This window comes from Thalassobaculum sp., from assembly GCF_965223715.1.
Taxonomy (GTDB): domain Bacteria; phylum Pseudomonadota; class Alphaproteobacteria; order Thalassobaculales; family Thalassobaculaceae; genus Thalassobaculum.
This window is the reverse complement of record NZ_OZ245012.1, coordinates 3,926,365-3,938,922: the sequence shown is the minus strand read 5'-3', so window position 1 is coordinate 3,938,922 and position 12,558 is coordinate 3,926,365. Positions and strand designations below refer to the sequence as shown.

General features: G+C 68.9%; 12 protein-coding genes. 6 read left to right on the top strand and 6 right to left on the bottom strand.

Annotated features, from left to right (window positions below):
- Positions 1 to 48 precede the first annotated feature (48 nt).
- Entirely contained in the window at positions 49 to 1,251 is a 1,203-nt protein-coding gene (locus ACOQOP_RS18220; protein WP_420563233.1) for a penicillin-binding protein activator, read from the top strand.
- A 20-nt stretch (positions 1,252 to 1,271) separates the two neighbouring features.
- Here the strand turns inward: ACOQOP_RS18220 and hemW are convergent, their stop codons facing one another.
- The 3 genes from hemW to rph are packed head-to-tail and all read right to left on the bottom strand — an operon-like array spanning position 1,272 to position 3,847.
- Positions 1,272 to 2,492, bottom strand: a complete 1,221-nt coding sequence (gene hemW / locus ACOQOP_RS18215) for a radical SAM family heme chaperone HemW (protein ID WP_420563232.1) — start codon at positions 2,490 to 2,492, stop codon at positions 1,272 to 1,274.
- Positions 2,470 to 3,093: an RdgB/HAM1 family non-canonical purine NTP pyrophosphatase gene (rdgB, locus tag ACOQOP_RS18210; protein WP_420563231.1), complete on the bottom strand. Its 624-nt coding sequence runs from the start codon at positions 3,091 to 3,093 to the stop codon at positions 2,470 to 2,472. Before rdgB ends, hemW begins: the two co-directional genes overlap by 23 nt.
- A 13-nt stretch (positions 3,094 to 3,106) precedes the next feature.
- Positions 3,107 to 3,847, bottom strand: coding sequence for a ribonuclease PH (gene rph / locus ACOQOP_RS18205; RefSeq protein WP_420563230.1), 741 nt, complete (start codon positions 3,845 to 3,847; stop codon positions 3,107 to 3,109).
- Between the two features lie 201 nt (positions 3,848 to 4,048).
- Here rph and hrcA point away from each other — a divergent pair, with 201 nt between their 5' ends.
- Together hrcA and grpE are read left to right on the top strand one after the other, a co-directional pair.
- Positions 4,049 to 5,098 carry a heat-inducible transcriptional repressor HrcA gene (gene hrcA, locus ACOQOP_RS18200; RefSeq protein WP_420563229.1) on the top strand — a complete coding sequence of 350 codons (1,050 nt, stop codon included), beginning with the start codon at positions 4,049 to 4,051 and terminating at the stop codon, positions 5,096 to 5,098.
- A 146-nt stretch (positions 5,099 to 5,244) separates the two neighbouring features.
- On the top strand, positions 5,245 to 5,916 hold the full coding sequence (grpE, locus tag ACOQOP_RS18195; RefSeq protein ID WP_420563228.1) for a nucleotide exchange factor GrpE: 672 nt from the start codon (positions 5,245 to 5,247) through the stop codon (positions 5,914 to 5,916).
- A 181-nt stretch (positions 5,917 to 6,097) separates the two neighbouring features.
- Here grpE and ACOQOP_RS18190 read toward each other — a convergent pair whose 3' ends face one another.
- A complete protein-coding gene (locus tag ACOQOP_RS18190; RefSeq protein ID WP_420563227.1) occupies positions 6,098 to 6,994 on the bottom strand; it encodes a DUF1848 domain-containing protein in 897 nt (298 codons plus the stop codon).
- Positions 6,995 to 7,148: 154 nt separating this feature from the next.
- Between ACOQOP_RS18190 and dnaK the strand changes: the two genes are divergently transcribed.
- Both dnaK and dnaJ read left to right on the top strand, forming a co-directional pair.
- On the top strand, positions 7,149 to 9,086 hold the full coding sequence (gene dnaK, locus ACOQOP_RS18185) for a molecular chaperone DnaK (RefSeq protein WP_420563226.1): 1,938 nt from the start codon (positions 7,149 to 7,151) through the stop codon (positions 9,084 to 9,086).
- Positions 9,087 to 9,223: 137 nt separating this feature from the next.
- The gene (gene dnaJ, locus ACOQOP_RS18180; RefSeq protein WP_420563225.1) at positions 9,224 to 10,363 is read left to right on the top strand and encodes a molecular chaperone DnaJ; all 1,140 of its coding nucleotides are present in this window, start codon (positions 9,224 to 9,226) and stop codon (positions 10,361 to 10,363) included.
- An 81-nt stretch (positions 10,364 to 10,444) separates the two neighbouring features.
- Here the strand turns inward: dnaJ and ACOQOP_RS18175 are convergent, their stop codons facing one another.
- Positions 10,445 to 10,978 (bottom strand): PadR family transcriptional regulator, encoded by a 534-nt coding sequence (locus ACOQOP_RS18175; RefSeq protein ID WP_420563224.1) that lies wholly within the window; start codon positions 10,976 to 10,978, stop codon positions 10,445 to 10,447.
- 156 nt (positions 10,979 to 11,134) lie between these two features.
- Between ACOQOP_RS18175 and dapB the strand changes: the two genes are divergently transcribed.
- On the top strand, positions 11,135 to 11,932 hold the full coding sequence (dapB, locus tag ACOQOP_RS18170) for a 4-hydroxy-tetrahydrodipicolinate reductase (protein WP_420566547.1): 798 nt from the start codon (positions 11,135 to 11,137) through the stop codon (positions 11,930 to 11,932).
- 5 nt (positions 11,933 to 11,937) lie between these two features.
- Here dapB and ACOQOP_RS18165 read toward each other — a convergent pair whose 3' ends face one another.
- Positions 11,938 to 12,465, bottom strand: coding sequence for a DUF2244 domain-containing protein (locus tag ACOQOP_RS18165; protein ID WP_420563223.1), 528 nt, complete (start codon positions 12,463 to 12,465; stop codon positions 11,938 to 11,940).
- Positions 12,466 to 12,558: the final 93 nt, after the last annotated feature.

The window sequence follows — 12,558 nt, the reverse complement described above, 5'->3', positions numbered from 1 at the left end:
ATGAGGTTCCGGGCACGGCAGGTGGGGCTTTCCGCGACGTTCGCCGTCATGGTTGCAGTTCTGGCCGCATGTTCAAGCGCAAAGCAGCCGGAGATGCCGAGCGAGCGGGTCGAGACCGCGCCGCCGCCCAAGGCCGCCGAGGCGCCGCCGCCCTCCAGCCTCGATCTGCAGCCGAGCCAGCCGGTCCCCGGGGGTGTCGCGATCCCCGACCAGGCGGGGCCGCCGAAGGTGGCGCTGCTGCTGCCGCTGACCGGCCGGGCCGCGGCGGTGGGCAAGGCCCTGCGCAACGCCGCCGAGCTCGCCCTGTTCGACATCGCGACCGAGGATTTCGCGCTGGCCTTCTACGACACCGCCTCCAGCCCGCAGACCGCCGCCGCCGCCGCCCGCAGCGCCATCAATGAAGGTGCCGACATGATCATCGGGCCGCTGTTCGCGGACTCCGCCCGGTCGGTCGGACCCGTCGCCCAGGCGGCGAACGTGCCGGTGCTGTCCTTCTCCAACGACCGCTCCGCCGCCGGCAACGGCGTGTGGGTGCTGGGACTGCTGCCGAGCGAGCAGGTGGAGCGGGTGGTGCGCTATGCGGCGAGCAACGGCTACAGCCGGATCGGCGTCCTGGCGCCGTCCAATGCCTACGGCTTCGAGGCGATGCAGGCCGCCCGGGACACCGCGGCCCGCACCGGCGCCACCATCAGCCGGATGCGCTCCTATACGCCGGGGGATTCGACCTCCCTGTCGGAGACGGTGAAGAGCTTCGCCGCCGGCGGCGAGGGCGGGTATGACGCGGTGCTCGTCCCGGAAGGCGGGCAGAACATCCTGAACCTCGCCCCGCTGATGGCCTATTACGACATCGACCCGAACAAGGTGAAGTACCTGGGCACCGCGCTCTGGGCCGATCCGTCCCTGGGCCGCGAGCCGACCCTGGTGGGCGGCTGGTTCGCCGCCCCGGATCCGGCCGGCCGCAAGCCGTTCGTCGACCGCTACCGCTCCGTCCACGGCACCGCCCCCCACGGCCTGGCGTCGCTCGCCTATGACGCGGTGGGTCTGGCGGCGGTGCTGTCGCGGCAGCCGGGCGGCGACGGCTTCTCGGTGGAGAACCTGACCCAGCCTTCCGGCTTCAACGGCGCCGACGGGCTGTTCCGCCTGCTGATCGACGGCACCAACCAGCGCGGGCTCGCCGTGCTGCGGCTGACCGCCAACGGCTTCGAGCGGGTCGACCCGGCACCGACCAGCTTCTCCGCTGCAATCAACTGAGCGCGATCCCCTGTGCCGGATCACCCGCCCGGCAGCGGGCGGACGTTCTGCAGCAGGCGTGAGGTGACCGCGTCCAGCCGGGCGCGGCCCTCGGCGGTGGCGCGCAGATCGGCGCCGTCGATCGTCAGGAACCCGGCCTCGACCAGGCCGTCCAGCGTCCTGGGATCGAACAGGTCGGCCGGTGCTGCGCCGAACAGGTGGCGGAACCGCTCGCCGGTCAGCCCCTCGTCGATCCGCAGGCACATCAGCACCGCCTCCATCACCGCCTCGTCGGTCGGGATCGCCGCGTCGTCCACCAGGGCGTGGCCGTCCCGCGCCACCCGCTCCAGCCAGATCTTCGGCGCCCGGTGGGTGCGGGTCGCGGTCTTGGTCGATCCGGGCCGCCCGTCCGACAGCCGTCCATGGGCGCCGGGGCCGATGCCCAGATAGTCCTGATACCGCCAGTAGACCAAGTTGTGCCGGCATTCCCGGCCGGGCCGGGCGTGGTTCGACACCTCGTAGGCCGGCAGCCCGGCGGCGCCCAGGATCTCCTGGGTCGCGTCGTACAGGTCGGCGGCCCCGTCCTCGTCGGGCAGGGCGAACTCGCCCCTTGCGTGGCGGGCGTAGAACGGCGTCGTCGGCTCGATGGTGAGCTGGTAGAGCGACAGGTGCTCCGGCTCCAGGGCGAGCGCCCGCTCAAGTTCCGCCGTCCAGGTGGCCAGGTCCTGCTCCGGCCGGGCATAGATCAGGTCGAAGGACACGTTGTCGAACTGCGCCCGCACCGCCTCCAGCGCGGCCAGGGCCTCGGCGGCGGAATGCTCCCGGCCCAGGAATTTCAGCGCGGCATCGTCCATCGCCTGCACGCCCAGGGAGACGCGGGTGATCCCGGCCGCTCGGAACGCCGCCATCTTCGCCGCCTCCACCGAGGTGGGGTTGGCCTCCAGGGTGATCTCGATATCGTTGTTAAACCGGAACAGCTTCCGCGCCGCCTCGATCACGTCGGCGGCGGTCTCCGGCTCCATCAGCGAGGGGGTGCCGCCGCCGAAGAACAGGCTGACCAGCCGCCGATCTCCGTCCGGCCCGCCGCCGACCCGGGGTGCCAGGGCCTCCAGCTCGCGCACCAGCAGGTCGCGCCACAGGGCGTGGTCGACGCTGTCCGAGACATGGCTGTTGAAGTCGCAATAGGGGCATTTCGCCCGGCAGAACGGCCAATGGACGTAGAGGCCCAGCGGGTCGCGATCAGTCGCCAGCGAGTCCGCCATCGAAGCACCGCGCCACGAGCTGGGCGAAGGCGTCCGCCCGGTGGCTCACCGAGTGTTTCCAGTCGGCATCGCCCTCGCCGAAGGTCTTGGTGTCGCCCTCGGGGACGAACATTGGGTCGTAGCCGAAGCCCTTCTCCCCGCGCGGCGGCCAGACCGCCGTGCCGTGGACATAGCCCTCCACGCTCTCGCAATGCCCGTCGGGCCAGGCGAGGGTCAGCGCACAGGTGAACCAGGCCCTCGTATCCTCCGACCCGCTCTCCACCATCTTGGCGTGGACTAGTTCCATCGCGATCGAGAAATCCTTGCTCGGCCCGGCCCAGCGGGCGGAGTAGATGCCCGGATCGCCGTCCAGGGCCGCCACGCAGAACCCGGAATCGTCCGCCAGGGCCGGCTTGCCCGACGCGGTCGCCGCCGCCAGGGCCTTCAACTCCGCATTCGCGATGAAGGTGGTCCCGGTCTCCTCCGGCTCGGGCAGGCCGAGGTCGCCGGCCGAGACCACGGTCATGCCGTAGGGCGCCAGCAGCTCGCCGATCTCCCGCACCTTGCCGGGATTGTGGGTGGCGAGCACCAGGGTCTCGCCGGCCAGCTTGCGGGGCGCCATCCGGACCGTCTCCTCAGCTCACCGCGGCCTGCTGCAGGGCGGCCAGCTCGTCGGTGCCCTTGCGGGCGAGCCGCAGCAGCTCCATGAACGCGGATTCCTGGAACGGGTCGCCCTCGGCCGTCGCCTGAACTTCCACGAGCCCGCCGCCGGCGGTCAGCACGAAATTGGCGTCGGCGTCGCAGTCGCTGTCCTCGGCATAGTCGAGGTCGAGGACGGGCACGCCCTTGTAGATGCCGCAGGAGATCGCCGTGACCCGGTCGACCAGAGGGTCGCTCTTCACCGCGCCGAACCGCTTCAGGGTGGCGATCGCCTGGTGCAGGGCGACCCAGGAGCCGGTGATCGCCGCCGTGCGGGTGCCGCCATCGGCCTGCAGCACGTCGCAGTCGATGCGGATCTGGCGCTCGCCCAGGGCGGCGAGGTCGGTGACCGCGCGCAGGGAGCGGCCGATCAGGCGCTGGATCTCCTGGGTGCGGCCGGACTGCTTGCCGCGGGCGGCCTCGCGGTCGGTGCGGGTATGGGTGGAGCGCGGCAGCATGCCGTATTCGGCGGTGACCCAGCCCTTGCCGCCGCCCTTCAGCCACGGCGGCACCCGCTCTTCCACGGTCGCGGTGCACAGCACATGGGTGTCGCCGAAGCGGGCGAGGCAGGAGCCTTCCGCGTGCTTGGCGAAGCCCGGCTCGAGCACCACCCTGCGCAGCTCGTCGACGGCGCGGCCGGAGGGCCGGGAGCCGGTCTGGCTTTGGTCGGATGCCATGAAGTCGCCTTTCGTTGCGGAGGCCCCGGACGGAGGCCCTGGTAAAAAATCTGCGCGAACCTAGTGATCCAGGCCCGGGACGTCCAGTGCCGTGGACCGGTTTCGCCGGGTCGGCGACACACGTTGACCGGCCGCGTAGCGCTTCCTAGATTTTCGTCTACCATGACCGGTATGCAGAGAGAGCCCTTTGACGGCACGACGATGCCGTCCACCACCCTGGCGCAGCTCAACGAGCGCTCGCGCCGGATCTTCATGCATGTTGTCGACGCCTATGTGGAGACCGGCGAGCCGGTGGGCTCGCGCACCCTGTCGCGCAAACAGGGGCTGGTGCTCTCCCCGGCGACGATCCGCAACGTGATGGCCGATCTGGAGGAGGCCGGGCTGCTGTTCTCGCCCCATACCTCCGCCGGACGCCTGCCGACCGACGCGGGGCTGCGCATGTTCGTCGACGGGCTGCTCGAGGTCGGCGGCGATCTCGGCCCGGAGGAGCGCGAGAGCATCGACGGCCAGTGTGCCGCCGCCGGCCGCAGCGTGGCCGAGATGCTGGAGGAGGCGTCCTCGGCGCTGGCCGGCCTGACCCGCTGCGCCGGGCTGGTGGTCTCGCCGAAGAACGAGGGCTCCCTGCGCCATATAGAATTCGTGCCGCTGGGCAACCAGCGCGCCCTGGTGGTGCTGGTCAGCGAGACCGGGCTGGTGGAGAACCGGGTGGTGGAGCTGCCCGCCGGCCTGCCGCCCTCGGCCCTGGTCGAGGCGACCAACTACCTGAACACGCGGCTCAGCGGCCGTACCCTGAGCGAGGCGATGGCGCAGATCGAGGAGGAGATCGTCCAGCGCAAGGCCGAGCTGGACGACCTGACCTCCCGCGTGGTGCAGGCCGGGCTCGCCACCTGGGGCGGCGGGCCGGGCGCCTCCACCCTGATCCTGCGCGGCCAGTCGGCGCTGCTGCACGACGTGACCGCGCTGGAGGATCTGGAGCGCATCCGCGGGCTGTTCGAGCAGCTGGAGGAGAAGGAGAGCACCCTGCGCCTGCTGGACGCCACAGGTGCCGCCGACGGGGTGCAGATCTTCATCGGTGCGGAGAACCAGCTTTTCCGCAACACCGGCTGCTCGATGATCATCGCACCCTATCACGACCAGAAGCGCTCGGTCGTTGGCGCGATCGGGGTGATCGGGCCGACCCGGATGAATTACGCCCGGATCATCCCGATGGTGGACTACACCTCCAAGCTGATCAGCCGCCTGCTGGGCTAGCCGCTTGCCCCGGGCGGCGCCGGTTCCGGCCCCATTGCAGCGATTCGGGTTTTCATCGCCGCACAGGCGCCTTACATAGCGGGCGTCACACAGTCCCCGATCTTCGGACGTGCCGAGAGTTCAACCGCAGGATACGAGTAGCGATCATGGCGAACGACCAGAACAAGCCCGCCGGCCCGCAACCCGTCAACGACCAGCAGGCGTCGGGCGAGACCCCGTACGATGCCGCGGCCGAGGCGTCCCTTGCCGAGAGCCTGGGGCTGTCCGAGGAGGGCCTGCTCGACACGGAGGGCGGTCACGCCGATGCGCGCGACGTGCGGATCGCCGAGCTCGAGGAGCAGGTCGCCCAGCTCAAGGACCAGGCCCTGCGGGCGCTCGCCGATGCGGAGAACCTGCGCCGGCGCACCGACCGCGAGAAGGAGCAGTGGCGCAAATTCGCGTCGGCCGACCTCGCCAAGGATCTGCTGAACGCGGTGGACAACCTGCGGCGCGCCCTGGAATCCGCCCCGGCCGACCGGGAATCCCTGGACGATGCGGTGAAGAACGTCATCGTCGGCGTGGAGATGACCGAGAAGGAGGTCCTGGCGGCCTTCGACAAGCACAAGATCCAGCGGATCAACCCGCTCGGCGAGAAGTTCGACTACAACCTGCACCAGGCGATGTTCGAGGTGGAGGATCCGTCGAAGGCGCCGGGCACGGTGGTCCAGGTGCTGGCGCCGGGCTATGTGCTGCACGACCGGCTGCTGCGCGCCGCCATGGTCGGCGTGTCCAAGGGCGGCAAGCCGGAAGACCACGAGCGGGTCGATACCACCGCGTGAGGCCGGGAGCGCCGGGCGCTCCCCCTAGCTCTCTTCCTCACTAACACCTCACCCACTCCCCGGATTTATTCCGGGGCAAGCCCATCCGCCGCGTGGTGGTCAGAGGCTCAACTCGGTCGGTCACGCCTGATCGAGCGCTGCCCCGGAATAAATCCGGGGAGAGGGACAGAGAGTGTTTGCCTCACCGAGCGGCTCCCCCACCCGGCGGGAACAGGAAGTCGCCCTCCGGGTCATGGGCCCGCAGCTTGCGCTTGGCGGTTTCCGGGCGCCCCACCGCGTAGCAGTAAAGGCACCCGTGCGGGCAGGAATCGTAGGCGCCGATGTCGCGGCTCTCCGCGCAGAGGCAGCCAGGCCGGTTGCCCTTCTCCCGCCCGGCGATCGCCCCGCCCGCGATGTCCGACAGCCGGGCCCTGTCGATGCAGGCGGCCGGCTCCAGCCCGGGCGACAGCAGCTCCGGCTGGGCGCAGAGCGTCGGACGGATGCCGTGATCGGCGGCGATCTCCGCCAGCCGCGCCAGCAGGGCCCGCTTCTCCTCCGGCTCCGGGTCGCGCCAGGCGATGCCGGACTCCCGCGCCAGCCGACCGAGATTGGCGCCGGTCTTGCGATAGATCGTCGCGAAGGACAGCACCACCTCGTCCACCGACCCGGACAGGGCGGCGGCGAGCCGCCGGAGCGACTCCTCGTGGAATTCCGGCGGCGTGACGTCGGTGATCAGCACCGGGTCGTAGCGCCAGACCACGCTGCGCGGGCCGAAATGCCGCGCCATCTCGCGGATCTGGGCGACCGCCCGTTCCGGATCGATCACCGAGCGCTCCAGCGACCGCGGATAGCCGGTGACGGTGACCTGGACCATGAACGGCCGCCGCCGGGTCGCCAGCGCCTCCAGCGTGTCGAGGAACGGCTCGGCATTGCGGGTCCAGAACACGAAGGCCTCGGCACCCTCCGGGGTCAGATCGACGGTGAAGGGCTTGCCGCCATAGGGGTTCGCCACCCGCGCATAGCCGGCGGCGAGCCGATTGCGGAACCAGGAACCGTAGAAGGCGGGGATGTCGGTCTTGTAGCTGGCGGAGACGATCATGGTAAACGCCAACTTGGGCCGCGAATCAGGCTCCGGCAACGCTTGCGTCGGCGAATGGCCCCACTATATACGGTTCAATCCTGAAATTGTCCCCCATGGGGGCGCCGACGGCGCTTTCGAGGCCAATGGCGTCTGCCGCTGAAGAGAGGATCGCATGAGCAAGGTAATCGGTATTGATCTCGGCACGACGAACTCGTGCGTCGCCGTCATGGACGGCTCGACTTCCAAGGTCATCGAGAATGCCGAGGGCGCGCGCACCACGCCCTCGATGGTCGCTTTCGCCGACGGTGGCGAGCGGCTGGTCGGCCAGGCCGCCAAGCGCCAGGCCGTCACCAACCCGGAAAAGACGCTGTTCGCGATCAAGCGCCTGCTCGGCCGCCGCGCGGACGATGCCGCGTCGAAGAAGTTCAACGATCTGGTCCCCTACAAGGTCGTCCCCGGCGACAACGGCGACGCGTGGGTCGAGATCGACGGTCAGAAGTACAGCCCGGCGCAGATCTCCGCGATGATCCTCGGCAAGCTGAAGGAGGACGCGGAGGCCTATCTGGGCGAGAGCGTTACCCAGGCGGTCATCACCGTCCCGGCCTATTTCAACGACGCCCAGCGCCAGGCGACCAAGGACGCCGGCAAGATCGCCGGCCTCGAGGTCCTCCGCATCATCAACGAGCCGACCGCGGCCTCCCTGGCCTACGGTCTGGACAAGAAGTCCTCCGGCACTATCGCGGTCTATGACCTCGGCGGCGGTACGTTCGACGTGTCCGTGCTGGAGATCGGCGACGGCGTGTTCGAGGTGAAGTCGACCAACGGAGACACCTTCCTCGGCGGTGAGGACTTCGACCAGCGGCTGATCGACTACCTGGCCGACGAGTTCAAGAAGGAGAACGGGATCGACCTGCGCTCCGACCGCCTGGCGCTGCAGCGTCTGAAGGAGGCGGCCGAGAAGGCGAAGATCGAGCTGTCCTCCTCGCAGCAGACCGAGGTGAACCTGCCGTTCATCACGGCCGACCAGTCCGGTCCGAAGCACCTGAACATCAAGGTCACCCGCGCCAAGCTGGAAGCCCTGGTGGACGACCTGGTTCAGCGCACGATCGCGCCGTGCAAGGCCGCGCTGAAGGATGCCGGCCTGTCCGCCGGCGAGATCGACGAGGTGATCCTGGTCGGCGGCATGACCCGCATGCCGAAGATCATCGAGACGGTGAAGAGCTTCTTCGGCAAGGATCCGAACCGCGGCGTGAACCCGGACGAGGTCGTCGCTTCCGGTGCGGCGATCCAGGCCGGCGTGCTGAAGGGCGAGGTCAAGGACGTCCTGCTGCTCGACGTGACCCCGCTGTCGCTCGGCATCGAGACCCTGGGCGGCGTGTTCACCCGACTGATCGACCGCAACACGACGATCCCGACCAAGAAGAGCCAGACCTTCTCGACCGCCGAGGACAACCAGACCGCGGTGACCATCCGGGTCTTCCAGGGCGAGCGCGAGATGGCGGCCGACAACAAGATGCTCGGCCAGTTCGATCTGGTCGGTATCCCGCCGGCACCGCGCGGCGTGCCGCAGGTGGAAGTGACCTTCGACATCGACGCCAACGGCATCGTCAACGTGTCCGCCAAGGACAAGGCCACCGGCAAGGAGCAGCAGATCCGCATCCAGGCCTCCGGCGGTCTGTCCGACAGCGACATCGAGCAGATGATCAAGGACGCCGAGGCGAATGCGGCCGGCGACAAGAAGCGTCGCGAGCTGATCGAGGCGCGCAACCAGGCGGACAACGCCATCCACGCCACGGAGAAGACCCTCGCCGACTATGGCGACAAGGTCGATCCGGCGGACAAGTCGGCGGTCGAGTCGGACCTCGCGGCCCTGAAGACCGCGATGGACGGCGACGATGTCGAGGACATCCAGGCCAAGCTTCAGGCGCTGCAGCAGTCGTCCATGAAGCTGGGCGAGGCGATGTACAAGGCCCAGCAGGAGGCCGGTGCCGCCGAGGGCGGGGCCGAGGCCGGTTCCGGCGGTCAGTCGGACTCCTCCGGCGGTGCCGACGATGTGGTCGACGCCGACTTCGAGGAAGTCGACGACCAGGATCGCAACAAGTCGGCCTGATCCAGATCAGGCGAATGCACGTGGCCCGGCACCATCCTCACCGATCGGTGCCGGGCGCTCCGGTCTGCGCAGACCGGGGCTTCTCAGGGGCACGGGCAGCGACGACACTAGCGCGATACCGGGGGCGGTGACGATCGATGGCGAAGCGCGACTATTACGAGGTCCTGGGCGTTGACCGGAACGCCGACAAGGACACCCTGAAAAAGGCGTATCGCAAGCTTGCGATGCAGTTCCATCCCGACCGCAACCACGGCAACGCGGAAGCGGAACTCAAGTTCAAGGAACTCAACGAGGCCTACGACGTCCTGAAGGACGACGAGAAGAAGGCCGCCTATGATCGTTTCGGTCACGCAGCGTTCGAGGGCGGCGGTCCGCGCCCGGGCGGTGCCGGCGGCTTCGAGGGCTTCTCCGGCGGCTTCGCCGACATCTTCGAGGAGATGTTCGGCGACTTCATGGGCGGCGGCGGCCGCCGGGGGGCGAGCCCCGGCCGCGGGTCCGACCTGCGCTACAACATGACGGTCAGCCTGGAGGACGCGTTCAACGGCAAACAGGCCGAGATCCGCGTCCCGACCTCGGTGACCTGCGACGTCTGCGACGGGGCCGGCGCCGAGAAGGGGTCGAAGCCGATCCCCTGTCCAACCTGCGGCGGGCGCGGCAAGACCCGCACCCAGCAGGGCTTCTTCACCATCGAGCGGACCTGTGCGGCCTGCGGCGGTGTCGGCCAGGTGATCGAGAACCCCTGCAAGGCCTGCAACGGCGCGGGGCGCCAGCGCAAGGAGAAGACCCTGTCGGTCAACATCCCCGCCGGCGTGGAGGACGGAACCCGCATCCGCCTGCAGGGCGAAGGCGAGGCCGGCATGCGCGGCGCGCCGCCGGGCGACCTGTATCTGTTCCTCAACATCCAGCCGCACCCGATCTTCCAGCGCGAAGGCGCCGACATCTACTGCCGGGTCCCGCTGGAGATGGTCACCGCGTCCCTGGGCGGTGCCATCGAGGTGCCGACCATCGAGGGCAAGCGGGCCAAGGTCTCCGTGCCCGCCGGCACCCAGACCGGCCGGCAGTTCCGGCTGCGCGGCAAGGGCATGTCCGTGCTGCGGTCGCCGTCGCGGGGCGACATGTATGTGGAGGTCGCCGTCGAGACGCCGGTCAACCTGACCGACCGTCAGCGCGAGCTGCTGGAGGAATTCCAGAAGGACAGCGGCGTGGAGAAGACCAGTCCGCAGAGCCACGGCTTCTTCGACAAGGTGAAGGAGCTGTGGGAGGACCTGCGCGACTAGCCCCGGCGGCGCCGTACCATCTCCCAAAACCGGGTACTACCCCAAGGAAACCGCGGGTTTCCGGGGTAGTACCGTCACCCCTCAGAATCCGCCCGACTTTTCCCGGTTGATCGCGGTGACCATCGCCCGGCCCTCGCGCTCCATGAAGGCGATCGCCGCGCCGGTCATGGCCATGGCATAGCGGATCGTGAAGCGCTGTCCTTCGGTCATCTCGGCACTGGGAAGACCCCGCAGACGGCGCTGTTCCTGCCGGAGTCCTGCGAGACGCTCGTCCACGATACGATTGACGTCGTCCATCTCCACCAGATGGGCGAAGAACATGGCGGTCAGGAAGGGCGAGCGCAGGACCTCCTCGCCGGAGGCGGCGGAGACCGAGGAGACGAGGGCCTGGCGGCCGATCTCGGTCAGGCGGAAGACCCGCTTCTCCAGGGAGACGTCGCCCGGCCCCACGACCTCGATCTCACCCTTTGCTACCGCCTTCGCGAGGGCCGGATAGATGGCGCCGAGGCTCGCATGGGCGAAGTGACCGAACCAGTCCTCCACGGCCTTGCGTATGCCGTATCCGCTGGTGTCCCCGAAACTGAGAACGCCGAGGCAGAGCGTGCGCACATCCACGATTTTTCTCCATTTAATTAGACTATCAAACTGAATTTGTGTTTAACACCATACAAATAGAAATGCGATAGTCTGATCGCCGCGCAGGGCTGACAATACGCAGATAAGCCGTATTCTGCGCGGCGCAATGGCCGGAAGGGAGAAGGATCGATGGCACTGGCAGTGGGCGTCTTCGGGAGTACCGGACGCATGGGTCGGATGGTCACCAAAGCCGTCACCGAAGCGGACGGGATGACCGTGAAAAAAGCCGCCGATCGTGCCGGTAGTGCCCATCTCGGTGCCGATATCGGCGACCTCGCCGGGGTCGGACCGCTCGGCGTCGCCGTGACCGACGATGTGGACGCCGTTCTGGGCGTCGATGTGGCCATCGACTTCACCCTGCCCGAGGCGACCCTCGCCCATGCCGCCCGCGCGGCGGCGATGGGCACGCCGCTCGTGATCGGAACCACCGGACTCTCGAACGAGCAGGAGGCGATCCTCGCCGAGCACGCCAAATCGACCGCCATCGTCTATGCGCCGAACATGAGCCTGGGGGTCAACCTGCTGCTGGCCGTGGTCGAGCAGGTCTCCGCCGCCCTGGACGAGGCCTGGGACATCGAGATCGTCGAGATGCACCACAACCGGAAGGTCGACGCGCCCTCCGGCACCGCGCTCGGACTCGGCCGGGCCGCCGCCAAGGGACGGGGGCGCAGCTTCGACGACGTCGCCGTGCTCTCCCGCGAGGGACACACGGGCCCGCGGGAGCAAGGTCAGATCGGTTTCGCAACGTTAAGGGGCGGCGACGTGATCGGCGATCATACGGTGATCTTCGCCGGTGCGGGCGAACGCGTGGAGATCGGCCACAAGGCCAGCGGCCGCGACGTCTTCGCCGCCGGGGCCGTGCGGGCCGCCCGCTGGGTCGCCGGACGCGCGCCGGGGCTCTACACCATGCGCGACGTGCTCGGCATCACCTGAGCCGGTCAGTTCGTATCCGAAATGGTGAGATGCGGCGGCAGGGCCGCGCGGCGCAACCCGTCGCGCAGGACTGCCGCCAGCCCGTCCTTCTCCTCCTGACCCAGGAAGGCGCCGATCTCCAGCCAGCGGCCCCGGGAATGCAGGGTCAGACGGCCGGCGCGTCGCGGCCGGGCCTCCAGATCGACCCGGAGCCAGGCCGACGGCAGCACATAGCGCCGGCGGCGGCCCCTGGCGTCGATCTTCACGATCTCCAGCTCGCCATCAACCAGCCGGATCGTCTCGTAGGCGCGGCCGGCCCGATAGTTCAGGCGGAAGGCGAGATAGATCACCGCCACGTCGAGGCCGAGAAAGCCGACGATCGGCCAGGCGCCGACCAGGAAGAAGATCAGCCCGACGGTGAAGGAGATCCCGGCGATCGCCGCCATCAGGATCAGGAACCCGTGGGGCGTCAGGGATCGATGCGGATACAGAACGAGATCCAGAACAGGCTTGTCCTCCGGCTGCGCTCCCGCGATGGCATCGGTCTCTTCCATGGCCCCAGATTAGCGCCGCGGCCCCGGGTGCGGTCAATCGGGCACGGCCATGTGGGCGATTGCGGCCCGGTGTCGCGGCGGCTAAACAGGGTC

Coding starts and splice junctions, on each gene's coding strand:
- ACOQOP_RS18220 (WP_420563233.1), top strand. CDS start 49: ATGGTTGCAGTTCTGGCCGCATGTTCAAGCGCAAAGCAGCCGGAGATG.
- hemW (WP_420563232.1), bottom strand. CDS start 2,492: ATGGCGGACTCGCTGGCGACTGATCGCGACCCGCTGGGCCTCTACGTC.
- rdgB (WP_420563231.1), bottom strand. CDS start 3,093: ATGGCGCCCCGCAAGCTGGCCGGCGAGACCCTGGTGCTCGCCACCCAC.
- rph (WP_420563230.1), bottom strand. CDS start 3,847: ATGGCATCCGACCAAAGCCAGACCGGCTCCCGGCCCTCCGGCCGCGCC.
- hrcA (WP_420563229.1), top strand. CDS start 4,049: ATGCCGTCCACCACCCTGGCGCAGCTCAACGAGCGCTCGCGCCGGATC.
- grpE (WP_420563228.1), top strand. CDS start 5,245: ATGGCGAACGACCAGAACAAGCCCGCCGGCCCGCAACCCGTCAACGAC.
- ACOQOP_RS18190 (WP_420563227.1), bottom strand. CDS start 6,994: ATGATCGTCTCCGCCAGCTACAAGACCGACATCCCCGCCTTCTACGGT.
- dnaK (WP_420563226.1), top strand. CDS start 7,149: ATGAGCAAGGTAATCGGTATTGATCTCGGCACGACGAACTCGTGCGTC.
- dnaJ (WP_420563225.1), top strand. CDS start 9,224: ATGGCGAAGCGCGACTATTACGAGGTCCTGGGCGTTGACCGGAACGCC.
- ACOQOP_RS18165 (WP_420563223.1), bottom strand. CDS start 12,465: ATGGAAGAGACCGATGCCATCGCGGGAGCGCAGCCGGAGGACAAGCCT.